We start from the raw sequence: 16,781 nt of genomic DNA, 5'->3' as shown, positions 1-16,781 counted from the left end.
GTTTTTCCATGTTGTCTAAGCACTCTAAAGATCAGCGCGAACAGCTTGAAGTCTTTGCCTTAAGTGAACTTGTTCCGGAAGATCATCTGGTCAGGAAAATAGAAGAAGCTATGGATTTTTCATTTATTTATGGAAAAGTTGATCCCCTTTATTCTTCCAAAGGACGTCCAAGTATTGATCCTGTTGTATTGATCAAAATGGTTCTGATTCAGTACGTGTTTGGCCATCGCTCGATGCGCGAAACCATTAAGCGGATCGAAACCGATGTCGCTTATCGCTGGTTTATTGGATATGGCTTCTCTGAAAAAATCCCTCATTTTTCAACCTTCAGTAAAAACTATGAGCGCCGTTTTCATGATACGGATTTATTTGAAACAATCTTCTATAAAATCTTGCGTCAGGCCATAGATCTTGGTCTTGTCGACCCGTCGGTCGCCTTTATCGATGGAACCCATGTCAAAGCCAATGCGAATAAGAAAAAGTTTGTGAAGAAGATTGTGAGAAAAGAAACAAGAGCTTATCAGGAACAATTAGATCAAGAAATTAATGCCGATCGTGAAGCCAACGGCAAAAAGCCCTTAAAGCCCAGGCAATGCTCAGAGGAACGAGAAATAAAGGAAAGTACGACAGATCCTGAGAGCGGCTATTTTGTAAAGGGTGAACGGGAACGCCTTTTTGCTTATGGTTTTCATACAGCTTGTGACCGGAACGGATTTGTACTTGGGACGGTTGTTGAGCCTGCCAATATTCATGACAGCCAAGTGTTCACAACCCTGTTTCAACAAGTGAAAGAACGCGTCGCCAAGCCTCATACGGTCGCAGTTGATGCAGGATATAAAACGCCGTTTATCGCAAAATTTCTAAGTGATCAAAATGTCCGTCCCGTCATGCCCTACACCCGACCACAAACCAAAAAAGGGTTCATGAGAAAACATGAATATGTATACGATGAATATTACGATGCTTATATTTGCCCTGACGATCATGTTCTGACATATCGCACAACTAACCGTGAAGGCTATCGTATTTATGCCTCAGATCCAAACCGATGTAAACACTGTCCTTTTCTGAAGCAATGTACGGAAAGCCGAAATCATCGAAAGATGATTCAACGGCATCTCTGGCAGGATCATTTAGATGAAGCTGATCATCTTCGCCACACGGATGAGAATAGGCGAATCTATGCTAAACGCAAAGAAACCATCGAACGGGTTTTTGCGGATTTAAAACACAAGCATGGCCTGCGCTGGACAACCCTACGGGGTAAGAAAAAATTGTCCATGCAGGCGATGCTTGTTTTCGCTGCCATGAATCTCAAAAAGCTGGCGAATTGGACCTGGAAAGGTCCTCATCGCCAGCTTTTTCGTCGAAAAAATAGAACAAAATGGACAAAAATAGGTCGGATCATAGAAATCCGACCTATTTTGTCAACGGTCTGAAAGACGTTTTCTTATTAAAAGAAACGTCTTTTTGCATAAAGCCGTCTTATGATAAACAAAACAGATTGGAGAATGCACATGATCTATTGGCTCAGTCTGGCTTCGGCCGTTTTCATCGGTTTTGCTGCTTTAGTGTGGAAAATGTCAGGTATCGCGCGCGAAAACCGGGTATTGAAAGCCGAGTTTTCGCTCAGGCGCCTAAATAACGAATTGACCGTCTTTTTTATTTCGGATATTCATAGGCGGACAGTCAGTGAAGACATTATTCGTGAAGTGAAAGAACACGGGGTTCAGCTCGTCTTGATCGGCGGCGACTTAGCGGAGGGCGGCGTTCCTTATTCGAGAATTGAAGAAAATATCAAAAGGCTTTCAAGTTTGGGAAAAACGTATTTTGTATGGGGAAATAACGATTATGAAGTTGATCAGGAAAGGCTGCAGGAAATATTCAGGGCACACGGCGTAACGCCTTTGCGCAATGCTTCGGTTTTGCATGACCATCAAGGACAAGCCGTCAATATTTGCGGAGTGGATGACATCAGGCTCGAATTGGATGATTACCCGGCAGCGCTCAGAGGCGTGCAGCAGGATTTTCCGACCATCCTTGTGTCACATAATCCGGAGATTCATCATCAAATACAGGAGACGGACGGTATTGATCTCATATTGAGCGGTCATACCCACGGAGGACAGATTCGCCTCGGCAGATTCGGGCTCTGTGAAATCGGAGGAACCGGAACCGTTCATCAGGCGCCGTACTTGATCAGCAACGGCTATGGCACATCGAAGCTTCCGCTGCGGCTGGGAGCGAGGCCGGAAACCCATCTGATTAAGCTGGTCCCGGGACCCTGCATGGAAGGAAACTGATGCTTTTTCACTGAAAAGGAACGAAAAGGCGGCATTGTGCTTGTCTTCCGCCCAAACACAGTGTAAACTGGTATCAAAATTAAGAACCTATGACTCATCATCTCCATATAATAAGATATATGATGTGTGCAAGAAGAGGCAGGAGGGAACGTTATGCGGCTTGAGCGTCTAAATTATAATAAGATCAAAATCTTTCTGACACTTGACGATCTGACAGACCGGGGGCTGACGAAAGAAGACCTTTGGAAAGACTCATTTAAAGTTCAGCAGCTGTTTAAAGACATGATGAACGAAGCGAATACAGAGCTCGGGTTCGAAGCGAATGGCCCAATCGCTGTTGAAGTGTATTCTCTTCAAGCACAAGGAATGGTCATCATTGTCACAAAAAATCAAGAGACAGATGAAGACGATAATGAGTATGATGAGGACTATATTGAAATGCAAGTCAAACTTGGCGAAAGTGTTGACATTATATATGAATTTCAAACGTTTGAGCATCTGATTGAACTTTCCAAAAACCTGGACCGCATCGGTATTCAAGGCGGGACAGTCTACCACTATGAAGACAGGTATTTCTTAAGTCTCGACGATTTTGACTCCCATGAGGCTGACGGCGTGATTTCGATTTTAGCCGAATATGGGAATCCGACGACTTTAACGATTTACAGGCTGCAGGAATACGGAAAGAAAATCATGGAAAACAATGCCGTTCAGACCATTCAGACATATTTCAAATAGCCCGCATCCAAAAAAGATATTCTGCTGTGTTAAACAGCAGTTTTTTTCTGCCGAAAATAAGAATATAACAAAAAAGATTTTTCTCGAATATTTTCACGAAAAATGGTTGATTGTTCTTTGCATGATTAGTGCAAGGGTGTATACTATTCTCTGAAAGGACAACATGCCAGAAAGACTTTAGGAGGTTAACTTATAATGGTAGCCGATCAAAACACCGGTCATACTGAAGAAAACACACATGACGTTTTGAAATCAACGCAAACGGTGATACATAAGGCGCTTGAAAAATTGGGGTATCCTGAAGAGGTGTATGAATTACTAAAAGAACCGATCCGTTTTTTAACGGTGAAAATTCCGGTTCGCATGGACGATGGATCTGTTAAGATTTTCACGGGCTACCGAGCCCAGCACAATGATGCAGTAGGGCCGACAAAAGGCGGCATCCGTTTTCATCCGGGAGTTACAGAAAAAGAAGTTAAAGCGCTTTCTATTTGGATGAGTCTGAAATGTGGCATCATCGACCTTCCATATGGAGGCGGAAAGGGCGGGATCATCTGTGATCCGCGGGATATGTCCTTTCCTGAACTGGAACGTTTAAGCAGAGGGTACGTCCGGGCGATCAGCCAAATTGTCGGACCGACAAAAGACGTGCCGGCTCCCGATGTATTTACCAATTCTCAAATCATGGCATGGATGATGGACGAATATTCAAGAATCGACGAATTCAACTCGCCGGGCTTCATTACCGGCAAACCGCTCGTTTTAGGTGGTTCTCACGGCAGAGAATCTGCGACAGCAAAAGGGGTTACAATCTGCATTAAAGAGGCGGCGAAAAAGAAAGACATCGACATTGAGGGAGCTTCTGTCGTCGTGCAGGGGTTCGGAAATGCGGGAAGCTACCTTGCGAAATTCATGTATGACGCGGGTGCAAAAGTTGTCGGCATTTCTGATGCATACGGCGGCCTGTATGATCCTGAAGGGCTTGACATCGATTACCTGCTTGACCGCCGGGACAGCTTTGGAACGGTCACAAAGCTGTTTAATGACACCATTACAAACAAAGAACTGCTGGAGCTGGAATGCGACATTCTGGTGCCGGCTGCAATAGAAAATCAAATTACCGCGGAAAACGCCCATAACATCAAGGCGAAAATCGTTGTCGAAGCAGCCAACGGCCCGACGACGCTCGAAGCGACGAAAATTCTTTCCGACCGCGGCATTCTTCTTGTACCGGACGTGCTGGCAAGCGCCGGCGGTGTAACCGTATCGTATTTTGAGTGGGTGCAAAACAACCAGGGATTCTACTGGACTGAAGAAGAAGTTGAAGAACGTTTGGAAAAAATGATGGTCAAATCGTTCAACAATATTTACGAAATGGCGCACAACCGCAGAATCGACATGCGGCTTGCAGCCTATATGGTGGGCGTCCGCAAGATGGCGGAAGCATCCCGCTTCAGAGGCTGGATATAGGTTCAAACATTTGCAACAACCCAAAAAATCTCCTATCATAAAATAGGAGATTTTTTGATTTGCCCGATATGACAGGAGATGAACGGAACATGAAAGAAGAAAAAGTGATCATTATCGGCGGTGGCCCCTGCGGGCTTTCAGCAGCTATTCACATGCAAGAGATCGGAATAGATGCACTCGTCATTGAAAAAGGAAACATCGTCAACAGCATTTATCAATATCCTACACACCAAACCTTTTTCAGCTCAAGCGAAAAACTTGAAATTGGCGATGTCGCTTTTATTACTGAAAATCACAAGCCGGTCAGAAATCAGGCGCTTTCTTATTACAGGGAAGTCGCCAAGCGGAAAAATTTGCGGATCAACGCGTTTGAGAAAGTTCAATCCGTCACAAAAACAGAAAATAACCAATTTGTCGTGGAAACATCAAAGGATACGTATTTGTCGTCATTTTGCGTGATCGCAACGGGATATTATGACAACCCGAACTATATGAACGTCCCGGGAGAAGACCTTCCGAAAGTGTTCCATTATTTTAAAGAGGCTCATCCGTATTTTGATAAAGATGTTGCGGTTATCGGCGGGAAAAACTCAAGCGTCGACGCGGCGATGGAGCTCGTTAAAGCGGGCGCAAGAGTGACCGTTCTGTACAGAGGGAACGAATATTCCTCCAGCATCAAACCATGGATCCTTCCCGAATTCCTTTCGCTTGTCAAGCACGGAAAAATCAGAATGGAATTCCGGGCGGTCGTCAAAGAAATTACGGAAGAAGAGCTGATTTTTTCTGTCGACGGAAAAGAGACCAAGATCAAAAATGATTTTGTATTCGCGATGACAGGCTATCACCCTGATCACGGCTTCCTTCAAAAAATGGGAGTCGAAATTGACGCGGAGTCGGGCCGTCCTTCCTTTAATGAAGAAACGATGGAGACGAACGAAGAAGGCATCTTCATCGCCGGCGTTATTGCGGCCGGGAACAACGCAAATGAAATCTTCATTGAAAACGGACGTTTTCACGGCGGCTTAATTGCAGCTGAAATTGCTAAACGAATATAAAACCAATATTTTATGATTTGTATCAGGCAAAAGAGAGCATATTCTATATATAGATGTGCTCTCTTTTTTTATCGGCACACAGATCAACATGAAAAGGGGCAGCCTGACATGAAAAAGAAAGTAGCTCTTATTACAACAGGAGGAACGATCGCCAGCCGGAAAACCGAAAGCGGCAGGCTTGCGGCAGGGGCGATCAGCGGTCCTGAATTAGCCGAAATGTGCAGCCTGCCGGAAGATGTCCAGATCGATGTCTATCCGGCGTTTCAGCTTCCGAGTATGCATATTACATTTCAGCATTTACTAGAACTCAAACAAACCGTCGAACGCGTTTTTCAGGACGGCAGCTATGACGGCGTGGTTGTGACGCATGGTACGGACACGCTTGAAGAAACCGCTTATTTTTTAGATTTAACCTTGCAGGATGAGAGGCCGGTCGTTGTCACAGGCTCACAACGAGCCCCCGAGCAGCAAGGAACAGATGCATATACAAATATCAGACACGCCGTTTATACAGCGTGCAGCCCAGATATAAAAGGAGCCGGCACGGTCGTTGTTTTTAACGAGAGGATCTTTAACGCGCGCTACGTTAAAAAAGTGCACGCTTCGAATCTGCAGGGTTTTGACGTATTCGGCTTCGGTTACTTAGGGATTATTGACAATGATAAAGTATATGTTTATCAAAAGCCCTTAAAGCGGGATGTTCATCAGCTGCAAAGACCGCTTCCTGAAGTGGATATCGTCAAATGCTATCTGGATGGAGACGGCAAGTTTATCAGAGCCGCTGTCCGCGAGGGTGCAGCAGGGATCGTCCTTGAAGGAGTCGGAAGGGGACAGGTACCGCCGAATATGGTGGGCGATATTGAGCAAGCTTTACATCAGGGCGTTTATATCGTCATCACGACGAGCGCAGAGGAAGGCGAAGTGTATACGACCTATGACTATGCGGGCAGCAGCTATGACCTCGCAAAAAAAGGTGTCATCTTAGGCAAGGATTATGACAGCAAAAAAGCGAGAATGAAACTGGCCGTCCTTCTTGCAAGCTATGAAGAAGGCATAAAAGACAAATTCTGCTACTAGGCGGCCCGTTCTTTTTCAATTTCAAAACAATCCGAATCATGGTAGGATAGAATGAGATGAAAAGGAAAGAGGTTTCCTCATGTTCGGAATTATCTCAGCAGGCTTAGCTCCCGGAATCGCACTGTTAATGTATTTTTACTTAAAGGAAAAATATGAATCCGAGCCCATTCATATGGTCATCCGCCTTTTTATACTGGGGGTTTTGCTCGTTTTTCCGACGATGTTTATCCAGTATGTATTGGAAAAAGAACACATTTCTGAGGGCAGTTTTGTCGTTTCATTTTTAACTTCCGGCTTTTTGGAAGAATTTTTAAAATGGTTTTTGCTGATGGTCAGCACTTTTCAGCATATCGACTTTGATGAACACTATGACGGAATCGTATACGGGACAAGCCTTTCATTGGGGTTTGCGACGCTTGAAAATATATTGTATCTCATCGGGAACGGGGTGGAGTACGCTTTTATGCGCGCTTTGCTTCCGGTTTCCAGCCATGCCTTATTCGGAGTGATCATGGGCTTTTACATCGGCAAAGCCCGTTTTTCCGCAAGTAAAACAAAGATGAAATGGCTGTTCTGCTCGCTTTTTATTCCGGCCTTGCTTCACGGTCTCTTCGATTATATTCTGCTCGCCTTAAAAAACTGGATCTATTTTATGCTGCCCTTTATGGCGTTTCTTTGGTGGTTCGGCTTGCGCAAAGCAAAAAAAGCCCGTTCCGTCAAAGACGGCGGGCAGTCTCTTCAGCAATAGCCGCCCCGAGCAAGGGCGGTTTTTTAAATTTTCTTGTCAGGCATATTTGCCTAAAGATGAAACAGAAAGGAAAGCATGTATAAAATCTGCCTCGCTACAAAAGATATGGGTACAAAAATGCTGGAGGAGGCTTAAAACATGAAGTCGAAAGGTTCTTTTTGTTTGAATGTCATTTTATGTACCATTATGGCAACCAGTCTTTCACTTCCATTCAGTCAAAAAAGCGCTGCCTTTTCTGAACAGGTGATACAGCGGGGGGCGACAGGGGATGATGTGATTGAACTGCAGGCAAGGCTTCAATACAACGGCTATTACAATGGCAGAATTGACGGAGTATACGGATGGGCGACATACTGGGCCGTCCGCAATTTCCAAAATCAGTTCGGCTTGAAGGATACAGACGGCCTGGTCGGGCCGAAAACAAAACGATTATTAATCAATCATACTAAATATTACAGCGACTACGTGCACAGACAGCTTCGAAAAGGAAACCAATTTACACATTACGGCGGGATGCCGCTGAAGTATCAGACGAAGCCTTCAAAAGAAGTGCAGCAGCAGGCGAGAAAAAAGGCGGAAGCAAGACAGCAGCAGGGCACTGCCCAAAAGCAGCCGCAGCAAAAGCAGCAGGCCGCTCCTGCACAGCCGAAAAAACAAGCGCAACCAAAGGCTGCACCTAAACAACAGGCGCCTAAAAAACAAGATGCCGTTGCAGCCAACATGCCGGGCGGTTTCTCGAACAACGACATCAACCTGTTGGCCCAAGCGGTTTACGGTGAAGCGCGCGGAGAACCGTATGACGGCCAGGTTGCCGTTGCAGCCGTTATTTTAAACAGGCTCGACAGCCCTACCTTCCCGAACACGGTGGCTGGTGTTATCTTTGAACCGCTTGCATTTACAGCTGTCGCCGATGGACAGATTTACATGACCCCGGATGAAACGGCGAAAAAAGCCGTTCTTGACGCCATCAATGGCTGGGATCCGTCAGAAAATGCGACTTACTACTTTAACCCTGCCACGGCCACTAGCTCATGGATTTGGGGGAGACCACAAATTAAAAGGATCGGTAAACACATTTTCTGTGAATAAAAGCGAGGTGCTATAAATGATCAGAGGAATTTTAATCGCCCTTTTAGGTGTCGCCATCGTCGGAACAAGCTATTGGGGCTATAAGGAACATCAGGAGAAAGACGCCGTTTTGCTTCATGCCGAAAACAACTATCAAAGGGCATTTCACGATTTAACTTATCAGGTGGATCAGCTGCATGACAAAATCGGGAGCACACTTGCGATGAACAGCAAAAAAACGCTGTCTCCCGCCTTGGCGGAAGTCTGGAAGACGACTTCTGAAGCACATAACAATGTCAGCCAGCTGCCGCTGACCTTAATGCCGTTTAACAAGACCGAAGAATTTTTGGCAAAGGTCGGAGATTTCAGCTACAAAGCAGCCGTGCGCGACCTTGACAAAGAGCCGCTTAATAAAAAAGAGTACGCTTCTTTAAATCAGCTATATGAAAATTCAAAGGATATACAAAATGAATTGCGTAATGTCCAGCATTTGATTATTGACAAAAATCTGAGATGGATGGATGTAGAACTTGCGCTCGCGTCCGGCCAAAAACAAAGCGACAATACGATTATTAATGGATTTAAAACCGTTGAAAAAAGCGCAAGTGCGTTTTCTGATACGGATTTAAGCCCGACAGAGATGACGAACACGAAAAAAGAGCAGCAAGGGTACGACCATTTAAAAGGCAAGAGAATAACCGAAAAAGAAGCGCGCAAGATTGCCCAAAAATTCGCTCAGGACAAAAATTACAATATCAAAGTGTCGAAAAGCGGCAAGAAAACGAACAGGGATGTATACAGCATCAGCATGCAGGACCCTGATCAAAAAGCGGATATTTATATGGACATTACCGAAAAAGGCGGATATCCGGTTTATCTGATCCAAAACAAAAAAATTAAAGATGAAAAAATCAGCCTGAACGACGCGTCGAACAAAGCCCTTCAATTTTTGAAAAAAAACGGCTATAAAACCGAAGACCTGAAGATGGATGAAAGCTCGCAATACGACGGCGTCGGCGTATTTTCGTTTGTTCCGGTCCAGGACGGCGTCTGGCTCTACCCGGACAGCATCCGCATCAAGGTCGCGCTTGACGACGGCGAAATTACCGGGTTTAATGCAAAGGATTTCTTAATCTCCCATAAAAAAAGAAACTTGCCGAAGCCGAAATTAACGCTTGAAAAAGCGAAAGCAAGCCTGAATCCCAACGTAAAGGTTCAGGAGACGCGCCTTGCTCTAGTCACAAACGAGCTTTCACAAGAAGTGCTCTGCTATGAAATTCTCGGCACGATTGAAAACGATACATTCCGCATGTTTATCAATACCGAAGACGGCACGGAAGAGAAGGTCCAAAAAATGAAAAGCGCAGAACCGATATATAACGATTTGTAAAACGATAGATCTGAGGGAAAAGGCGGATAACACGCCTTTTCCTTTTTAGCATTCGGAATAATTCGTTCTAAACATTTCCATACTGAACGTATGGGCGGAACATCCGCCGGTGAAAATTGAACATGTCCGGCGCAATAAATTTTCCGGGCAGCGGAGGAACGATATGAAAACAATCGAACGGTTATTATTTAAGATTCTTGTCGTACAGGCGGTCATATTAATCTGCGTGCAGCTTCTTTTTCATTTCTCCAAGGCTGAGCCTTATCTGTCAAAAGTCGTGCAGTATGAAGGCGTGAACAACATGAAAATCGGCGAATGGATCGAGACATTTAAGCCGTAATTCACGCTAAAATCTCCCCTTTTTCGCCTAATACATGATACAATCCTATAAGGAGTACCAGATAGCAAGGAGAGGAATTATGGAAAAGAAATTATGCATTGCAATAGACGGCCCTGCGGCAGCCGGAAAAAGCACCGTGGCGAAAATCGTGGCCGGAAAAAAGTCGTATATTTATATCGATACGGGTGCCATGTACAGGGCGATTACGTATTTAGCGCTGAAAAAGGGCGTCGATTTAAACGACGAAGCGGCTTTGACGGCCTTGTTAAAAGAATCTGCCATTGATCTCACGGTTTCGCCTGAAGGAGAGCAGAAGGTTTATATCGCAGGCGAAGATGTAACAGAGTCGATCCGCACGGATGACGTGAGCAACCAAGTTTCAATCGTCGCCAAACACGCCGGGATCCGCGAAGAAATGACGAAAAGGCAGCAGCAGCTGGCTGAAAAAGGCGGCGTCGTCATGGACGGCCGCGACATCGGAACCCACGTTCTCCCGAATGCGGAAGTGAAAATATTTCTTTTGGCGTCCGTTGAAGAGCGGGCAAAACGCCGCTTTGAAGAAAACGTCAAAAAAGGGTACAATGTAAACTATGAAACGCTTGCAGAAGAAATCCGGCGCCGCGACAAAATCGATTCAGAGCGCGAGATTTCGCCGTTGAAAAAAGCGGACGACGCGCTTGAAATCGACACGACTTCACTGACGATCGATGAGGTGGCCGAAAAAATCCTGCAGGTTGTAGACAAAAAGGCTCAAAAATAAAAAATCCGGGCAAATTACTTATTGTCTGCATGTTTTGACTTGACAAACACAGGCTTTTATTAGAAGTTAGTAATAATAAATCATGTTTTAGAACATTCAAATATCCATTTTTGAATGGTTCTTTAATACATATCGGCTGTCCGGATCGGATATCAATTCGTCCGGAATAACCGTTTTTACAAAAGCTGTGTAGGTTTGGACCAAGGAGGTTATTGAAATGACAGAGGAAATGAATCAAATTGATGTTCAAGTACCAGAGGTTGGAGATGTGGTGAAAGGTATTGTAACGAAAGTTGAGGACAAGCATGTCGATGTTGACATCCCCAACTGCAAGCAAACCGGAATTATCCCAATCAGTGAATTATCAAGTCTTCATGTTGAAAAAGCATCAGATGTCGTCAATGTAGACGATGAGCTTGAATTAAAAGTGACAAAAGTGGAAGACGATGCATTGATTTTATCAAAACGTGCTGTTGATGCAGACCGCGCTTGGGAAGACCTAGAGAAAAAGTTTGAGTCAAAAGAAGTGTTTGAAGCCGAAGTAAAAGACGTCGTCAAAGGCGGTCTGGTCGTCGATATCGGCGTGCGCGGATTCATTCCCGCATCGCTTGTAGAGGCGCATTTTGTTGAAGATTTTACAGATTATAAAGGAAAGACGCTTACTTTAATCGTCGTTGAGCTTGACAGAGATAAAAACCGCGTGATTTTATCACACCGTGCGGTTGTTGAAAAAGAGCAGTCGGAAAGAAAACAGGAGTTTCTTCAAACGCTGGAAGCCGGACAGGTGCTTGAAGGAAAAGTGCAGCGCCTGACAGACTTCGGTGCTTTCGTTGACATCGGCGGCATTGACGGTCTTGTTCACATCTCCCAGCTGTCGCATTCACACGTTGAAAAACCGTCAGACGTAGTCGAAGAAGGCCAGGATGTCAAAGTCAAAGTGCTGTCCGTTGACCGCGACAATGAGCGAATTTCGCTATCAATCAAAGAAACGCTTCCTGGGCCTTGGTCCAACATCGGCGAAAAAGTGAAGCCTGGAGACGTATTGGACGGAAAAGTCCAGCGCTTGGTGAGCTTCGGTGCATTTGTCGAAGTGCTGCCTGGAGTTGAAGGCCTCGTCCACATTTCGCAAATCTCGAACAAACACATCGGAACGCCTCATGAAGTCCTTGAGGAAGGCCAGGACGTTAAAGTGAAAGTTCTTGACGTCAACGAAGAAGAAGAGCGTATTTCTTTAAGCATGAAAGAGCTTGAAGAAAACACCGATAAAGCAGAGCAGGAAGATTACCGTCAATACCAGGCTAAGGAAGAGTCTTCAGGATTTCAGCTTGGTGAAATGATCGGAGACAAACTGAATAAATTAAAGTAAAATTTGGTGATGATGGTGACGCGAGCGAAAAGAAAAAAAGAACACATTGATCATGCCCTGTCCACCGGACAGAAACGTCAGACCGGGCTTGATGATATTACGTTTGTTCACGTCAGCCTTCCGGAAACGGAATTGTCACAAGTTGATACTTCAACCAAAATAGGCGAACTGTTTTTAAGTTCGCCTATTTTTATCAATGCGATGACAGGCGGGGGCGGGAAGGCGACGTTTGAGATCAACAGGGCTTTGGCGAGGGCGGCTGCACAAACGGGCATACCCGTTGCTGTCGGCTCGCAAATGTCCGCTTTGAAAGACCCTGATGAACGTCCTTCATACGAGATCGTCAGAAAAGAAAATCAGAAGGGTCTTGTATTCGCCAATTTGGGGAGCGAAGCGACGGTGGACCAGGCAAAGCGGGCGGTCGACATGATTGAAGCCGACATGCTTCAAATTCACCTCAATGTGATTCAGGAAATTGTCATGCCTGAAGGCGACCGCAGTTTTACAGGTCGCCTGCGCCGGATTGAAGACATCTGCCGAAATGTCAGCGTACCGGTCGCCGTAAAAGAAGTGGGCTTTGGCATGAGCAGGGACACCGCGGCCCGGCTTTTTAACGCCGGGGTTCAGGCGGTCGATGTCGGCGGTTTCGGAGGAACGAATTTTTCGAAAATCGAAAATTTGCGCAGGGATAAAGCGGTTCAGTTTTTCGATCAATGGGGCATATCGACAGCAGCCAGCCTGGCTGAAGTCAGCTCTCTGTTCGGCGATCAGCCGATTATCGCATCCGGAGGCATACAAGATGCCCTTGAACTGGCCAAATCAATAGCGCTGGGCGCGTCTGCGGCGGGGATGGCGGGCTATTTTCTCCAAGTGCTGACAGCTTCGGGAGAAGAGGCGTTAGCCGCCGAAATCGAGAGCCTGATCGAAGATTTCAAAAGGATCATGACCGTCTTGGGATGCCGGACGATTGAACAGTTGAAAAAAGCACCGCTCGTTATCAAGGGCGATACATATCATTGGCTGAAAGCGAGGGGTGTTGACCCCTTTGTTTACAGCAAGCGCTAAAAAACCGGCTTCTCATGAGCCGGTTTTTTTTACGGGTTTCGCTTCCGCGCGTCCTCCGCGCTTTCGAGAGAGGCGGCACCATTGTAGCTGATGGACTGGTCACGGTCGGATTCCGTTCGCTTTTGCTGTTTCAGCTTCTTTTCCTGCCTGTCTTTGCCCAATTCTGTTCCCTCCTTATCGCACGTTTAAAAAATCTCAAGTCACTCCATACTGAAAATGGAGGATGAAAACATATGGAAGAATTCTATTATTATTGGTCAATGTGGTTTTTATGGGTGCTGACGACTTTTATCCTTGAGAAAAACAGCTTTCGCTTTTATGCGTCAGCATTTATTCTGCTCAACATCATTTTAAGTATGTATCAGGTTCAGCTCTTTCTGCATTTTAATGCCGCCTATTTGTCGTTTTATATGGGAGCTTTCATGCTGTGCGGTTATTTAAGGCTTCATAAAAGCGTCAAGCGGCTGCTGCTTCATTTGTCGATGGTGTCCGCCTACGGTTTTTTGTTTCTGTTTGCATTATATGACCCTGTTTGGTTTATCCTAAAGCCTGAATGGCTGATCATCATTCTGTTTGTCATCATGACGGCGGCTTTTGAAAGAAGCTTCGCCGCCCGTCTCGGGCTGTTTGTGCTCGGTGCGTGCCAGGGGGAGCTCTTGTATACATTCGTCATCAGAAAGCTTTATGGAGACATTGCAGCCGGAGGTTATTCATGGCTGTCAATGTGCGCTGCGGGGATCGTTCTCGTTTACGGAATCTCCCAGTATGAACGGCTGATGCATCAGTTCTATCATAAATGGAAGCGATTGAATAAAGGAGCAGCAAAAATGTCATGAGCCAATATACTTATCCGATCATCTTGGGAATTATCGCCGGTATTGTTGTCAGAGTGTACATGCTCCGAACCGACTACCGCCAGTACCCCACATACCTTCATGGGAAAACGATACATATTGCGCTGGCTTTGATCGCTGCCAGCATTGGAGCGATCATTATTCCGTCGATCTTAAAATCGGATTATACAGCGATTACGTTCTTAACGCTGGCTGCAACCCAATTCAGGGATGTCCGGAATATGGAACGCGAAACATTGACGCAGCTTGACGGCTATGAACTCGTTTCAAGAGGCAGCACGTATATCGAAGGAATTGCGATCGCCTTTGAAAGCAGAAATTACATTGTCATTTTCACATCGCTCCTGACGACCCTCGCATACATTCTGTTTTCATCGGTATGGGCAGGCCTTGCTGCAGCTTTCATCTGTTTCATCTCGGGCAGGATCTTAATGTCCGGAAGCTTTATTAAGGACATCGTCGATATAGAGTATAAAAAGCCTCATTTTGAAGGAGCCGGCCTTTATGTCGACAATATTTACATTATGAATATCGGGCTTCCTGAAAAACAGAAGCTGATTTTGGAACACGGCATGGGTTTTATTTTAAAACCGAAAAATTTTAATTCCGCAGTAACCATTGCCAATCTCGGGCAAAGACAAGCGATTTTATTCGACGTTTCCAATGTGCTCGGCGTGTATCGAGACTCCGGAGAACCCTCTCTTTCGCCGCTGGCGAAAAGGGATTTGAATGACGGGCGGGTCGCGGTTTTTGTCCTTCCGGTCATCAAGGACAAGGAGACGGCGATCAGGGTCATCGGCGATGTTCCGACGCTGGAAAACGCCATTCGCGTACCGATGGAATTTATTAAAGAAAAGCACAGCAAGGTGATAAAATGAGCGAATCAATCGAAAATTTCATTCTCGCCGTCGTCACAACAAGGCGAGAGCGAGTGATCGGAGGGACGGCTGCATTTTTCTGCGACACCCCCGAGGAAATGAACACGTACGCGAAAAACCTTGAAGCCATTCTCGACGGAATCGCCCACGGAATAGGAGATGACCTTTATTTGATTGTGAAACATTTTTAATTACAGTTGTGATCTTTTTAGAAATTGATATAATATATGAGTTAAGCCCTTCTCATGGAATAAGAAGGGTTTCTTTCTTCAAACTGATTTTTTGAAAAGAGAAATAAATGATGATTCATTTAAAGATGGAAAAGCTTTACTGAATTGAAAGGAAGGGTACTATGGGAAAACCTGTCGTAGCCATAGTTGGAAGGCCCAATGTGGGGAAGTCCACGATCTTTAACAGGATCGCTGGCGAAAGAATTTCGATTGTGGAAGATACACCTGGCGTGACGCGGGATCGAATATACAGCTCTGCCGAGTGGCTGAATCACGACTTCAACCTGATTGATACAGGCGGAATCGAAGTCGGCGATGAGCCGTTTTTGGCGCAGATTCGCCATCAGGCCGAAATCGCCATGGAAGAAGCAGATGTGATTATTTTCATGACGAACGGCCGCGAAGGCGTCACGGCTGCTGATGAAGAAGTGGCAAAAATTTTATACCGTACAAAAAAACCTGTCGTTCTGGCGGTTAATAAAGTGGATAATCCTGAAATGAGAGCAAACATTTACGATTTTTATGCCCTCGGCTTTGGCGAGCCGTACCCGATTTCAGGGACGCACGGCCTCGGTCTCGGCGATCTGCTTGACGCGGTCAGCGAACATTTTAAAAACATACCCGAAACGAAGTATGAGGATGAGGTCGTTCAATTTTGCCTCATCGGCCGGCCGAACGTCGGAAAATCCTCTCTTGTAAACGCCATGCTTGGAGAAGAGCGCGTGATCGTCAGCAATATTGCGGGAACAACGCGCGACGCCATTGACACGAGGTTTACATACAATCAAAGAGACTTTGTCATCGTTGATACAGCCGGGATGAGAAAAAAGGGAAAAGTGTATGAGGCAACTGAAAAATACAGCGTCCTCCGGGCTTTAAAGGCGATCGACCGCTCAGAAGTCGTCTGCGTCGTCTTGGACGGCGAAGAAGGCATCATCGAGCAGGACAAGCGGATTGCCGGCTATGCGCATGAAGCGGGAAAAGCCGTCGTCATCGTCGTGAATAAATGGGATGCAGTCGAAAAAGACGAGCGGACGATGAAAGAATTCGAAGAAAAGGTTAGAGATCACTTTCAATTTTTGGACTACGCGCCTGTTTTGTTTATGTCCGCTTTGACGAAAAAGCGCATCCATACGCTGATGCCTGCAGTCATGACGGCAAGCGAAAACCATTCGATGAGGGTGCAGACCAATATTCTTAATGATATCATTATGGATGCAGTGGCTATGAACCCGACGCCGACGCATAATGGCAACCGCTTAAAAATTTATTATGCGACACAAGTGGCTGTGAAGCCGCCGACATTTGTCGTATTTGTCAATGATCCTGAGCTGATGCATTTTTCTTACGAACGCTTTTTGGAAAACAGGATACGCGACGCCTTCGGATTTGAAGGAACACCAATCAAGATTTTCGCAAGAGCAAGAAAATAAAGAGGT

18 protein-coding genes are annotated in these 16,781 nt (G+C 45.6%); 17 read left to right on the top strand and 1 reads right to left on the bottom strand.

The annotated features are described in order from the left end of the window. Positions 1-8: 8 nt before the first annotated feature. From MHH76_RS12265 to fni, 13 genes are all read left to right on the top strand, one after another. Positions 9-1,439: an IS1182 family transposase gene (locus MHH76_RS12265; protein WP_020451983.1), complete on the top strand. Its 1,431-nt coding sequence runs from the start codon at positions 9-11 to the stop codon at positions 1,437-1,439. Between the two features lie 78 nt (positions 1,440-1,517). Further along, positions 1,518-2,303 (top strand): metallophosphoesterase, encoded by a 786-nt coding sequence (locus MHH76_RS12260; RefSeq protein WP_020451982.1) that lies wholly within the window; start codon positions 1,518-1,520, stop codon positions 2,301-2,303. Between the two features lie 153 nt (positions 2,304-2,456). Beyond that, positions 2,457-3,041: a genetic competence negative regulator gene (locus MHH76_RS12255; protein WP_020451981.1), complete on the top strand. Its 585-nt coding sequence runs from the start codon at positions 2,457-2,459 to the stop codon at positions 3,039-3,041. A 195-nt stretch (positions 3,042-3,236) separates the two neighbouring features. Then, a complete protein-coding gene (locus MHH76_RS12250; protein WP_020451980.1) occupies positions 3,237-4,511 on the top strand; it encodes a Glu/Leu/Phe/Val dehydrogenase in 1,275 nt (424 codons plus the stop codon). An 89-nt stretch (positions 4,512-4,600) separates the two neighbouring features. Continuing rightward, complete coding sequence (locus MHH76_RS12245; protein ID WP_023857466.1) at positions 4,601-5,566, top strand: YpdA family putative bacillithiol disulfide reductase; 966 nt, start codon at positions 4,601-4,603, stop codon at positions 5,564-5,566. A 108-nt stretch (positions 5,567-5,674) separates the two neighbouring features. Further along, positions 5,675-6,643: an asparaginase gene (locus MHH76_RS12240; RefSeq protein ID WP_020451978.1), complete on the top strand. Its 969-nt coding sequence runs from the start codon at positions 5,675-5,677 to the stop codon at positions 6,641-6,643. A 79-nt stretch (positions 6,644-6,722) separates the two neighbouring features. Continuing rightward, positions 6,723-7,391: a glutamic-type intramembrane protease PrsW gene (gene prsW / locus MHH76_RS12235; protein WP_268441404.1), complete on the top strand. Its 669-nt coding sequence runs from the start codon at positions 6,723-6,725 to the stop codon at positions 7,389-7,391. A gap of 138 nt (positions 7,392-7,529) precedes the next feature. Further along, entirely contained in the window at positions 7,530-8,480 is a 951-nt protein-coding gene (gene sleB, locus MHH76_RS12230; RefSeq protein ID WP_020451976.1) for a spore cortex-lytic enzyme, read from the top strand. A 16-nt stretch (positions 8,481-8,496) separates the two neighbouring features. Next, a complete protein-coding gene (gene ypeB, locus MHH76_RS12225) occupies positions 8,497-9,849 on the top strand; it encodes a germination protein YpeB (protein ID WP_020451975.1) in 1,353 nt (450 codons plus the stop codon). Between the two features lie 163 nt (positions 9,850-10,012). Continuing rightward, complete coding sequence (locus MHH76_RS12220; RefSeq protein ID WP_020451974.1) at positions 10,013-10,189, top strand: YpfB family protein; 177 nt, start codon at positions 10,013-10,015, stop codon at positions 10,187-10,189. Between the two features lie 79 nt (positions 10,190-10,268). Further along, positions 10,269-10,949: a (d)CMP kinase gene (gene cmk, locus MHH76_RS12215; RefSeq protein WP_020451973.1), complete on the top strand. Its 681-nt coding sequence runs from the start codon at positions 10,269-10,271 to the stop codon at positions 10,947-10,949. Between the two features lie 217 nt (positions 10,950-11,166). Then, positions 11,167-12,315: a 30S ribosomal protein S1 gene (gene rpsA, locus MHH76_RS12210; protein ID WP_003183030.1), complete on the top strand. Its 1,149-nt coding sequence runs from the start codon at positions 11,167-11,169 to the stop codon at positions 12,313-12,315. 15 nt (positions 12,316-12,330) lie between these two features. Beyond that, positions 12,331-13,380: a type 2 isopentenyl-diphosphate Delta-isomerase gene (gene fni / locus MHH76_RS12205; RefSeq protein WP_020451972.1), complete on the top strand. Its 1,050-nt coding sequence runs from the start codon at positions 12,331-12,333 to the stop codon at positions 13,378-13,380. A gap of 29 nt (positions 13,381-13,409) precedes the next feature. Here fni and MHH76_RS12200 read toward each other — a convergent pair whose 3' ends face one another. Further along, entirely contained in the window at positions 13,410-13,541 is a 132-nt protein-coding gene (locus MHH76_RS12200; protein ID WP_003183025.1) for a YpzI family protein, read from the bottom strand. Positions 13,542-13,613: 72 nt separating this feature from the next. Here MHH76_RS12200 and MHH76_RS12195 point away from each other — a divergent pair, with 72 nt between their 5' ends. From MHH76_RS12195 to der, 4 genes are all read left to right on the top strand, one after another. Further along, positions 13,614-14,216 (top strand): hypothetical protein, encoded by a 603-nt coding sequence (locus MHH76_RS12195; RefSeq protein ID WP_020451971.1) that lies wholly within the window; start codon positions 13,614-13,616, stop codon positions 14,214-14,216. Further along, on the top strand, positions 14,213-15,112 hold the full coding sequence (locus MHH76_RS12190) for a YIEGIA family protein (RefSeq protein ID WP_020451970.1): 900 nt from the start codon (positions 14,213-14,215) through the stop codon (positions 15,110-15,112). The genes MHH76_RS12195 and MHH76_RS12190 overlap by 4 nt, the downstream gene beginning before the upstream one ends. Next, positions 15,109-15,303, top strand: a complete 195-nt coding sequence (locus MHH76_RS12185) for a hypothetical protein (protein WP_020451969.1) — start codon at positions 15,109-15,111, stop codon at positions 15,301-15,303. Before MHH76_RS12190 ends, MHH76_RS12185 begins: the two co-directional genes overlap by 4 nt. 161 nt (positions 15,304-15,464) lie before the next feature. Beyond that, positions 15,465-16,775: a ribosome biogenesis GTPase Der gene (gene der, locus MHH76_RS12180; RefSeq protein WP_020451968.1), complete on the top strand. Its 1,311-nt coding sequence runs from the start codon at positions 15,465-15,467 to the stop codon at positions 16,773-16,775. The last annotated feature ends 6 nt before the right edge of the window (positions 16,776-16,781 follow it).

Origin of the sequence: Bacillus sp. FSL L8-0193, assembly GCF_037976065.1 — a bacterium.
In the GTDB taxonomy this organism is placed as follows: domain Bacteria; phylum Bacillota; class Bacilli; order Bacillales; family Bacillaceae; genus Bacillus; species Bacillus paralicheniformis.
The sequence above is the reverse complement of the archived record's forward strand: the minus strand, read 5'-3'. Positions and strand labels throughout refer to the sequence as shown.

Coding starts and splice junctions, on each gene's coding strand:
- MHH76_RS12245 (WP_023857466.1), top strand. CDS start 4,601: ATGAAAGAAGAAAAAGTGATCATTATCGGCGGTGGCCCCTGCGGGCTT.
- rpsA (WP_003183030.1), top strand. CDS start 11,167: ATGACAGAGGAAATGAATCAAATTGATGTTCAAGTACCAGAGGTTGGA.
- MHH76_RS12265 (WP_020451983.1), top strand. CDS start 9: ATGTTGTCTAAGCACTCTAAAGATCAGCGCGAACAGCTTGAAGTCTTT.
- MHH76_RS12195 (WP_020451971.1), top strand. CDS start 13,614: ATGGAAGAATTCTATTATTATTGGTCAATGTGGTTTTTATGGGTGCTG.
- MHH76_RS12240 (WP_020451978.1), top strand. CDS start 5,675: ATGAAAAAGAAAGTAGCTCTTATTACAACAGGAGGAACGATCGCCAGC.
- MHH76_RS12260 (WP_020451982.1), top strand. CDS start 1,518: ATGATCTATTGGCTCAGTCTGGCTTCGGCCGTTTTCATCGGTTTTGCT.
- prsW (WP_268441404.1), top strand. CDS start 6,723: ATGTTCGGAATTATCTCAGCAGGCTTAGCTCCCGGAATCGCACTGTTA.
- ypeB (WP_020451975.1), top strand. CDS start 8,497: ATGATCAGAGGAATTTTAATCGCCCTTTTAGGTGTCGCCATCGTCGGA.
- MHH76_RS12190 (WP_020451970.1), top strand. CDS start 14,213: ATGAGCCAATATACTTATCCGATCATCTTGGGAATTATCGCCGGTATT.
- MHH76_RS12220 (WP_020451974.1), top strand. CDS start 10,013: ATGAAAACAATCGAACGGTTATTATTTAAGATTCTTGTCGTACAGGCG.
- sleB (WP_020451976.1), top strand. CDS start 7,530: ATGAAGTCGAAAGGTTCTTTTTGTTTGAATGTCATTTTATGTACCATT.
- MHH76_RS12185 (WP_020451969.1), top strand. CDS start 15,109: ATGAGCGAATCAATCGAAAATTTCATTCTCGCCGTCGTCACAACAAGG.
- cmk (WP_020451973.1), top strand. CDS start 10,269: ATGGAAAAGAAATTATGCATTGCAATAGACGGCCCTGCGGCAGCCGGA.
- der (WP_020451968.1), top strand. CDS start 15,465: ATGGGAAAACCTGTCGTAGCCATAGTTGGAAGGCCCAATGTGGGGAAG.
- MHH76_RS12250 (WP_020451980.1), top strand. CDS start 3,237: ATGGTAGCCGATCAAAACACCGGTCATACTGAAGAAAACACACATGAC.
- MHH76_RS12255 (WP_020451981.1), top strand. CDS start 2,457: ATGCGGCTTGAGCGTCTAAATTATAATAAGATCAAAATCTTTCTGACA.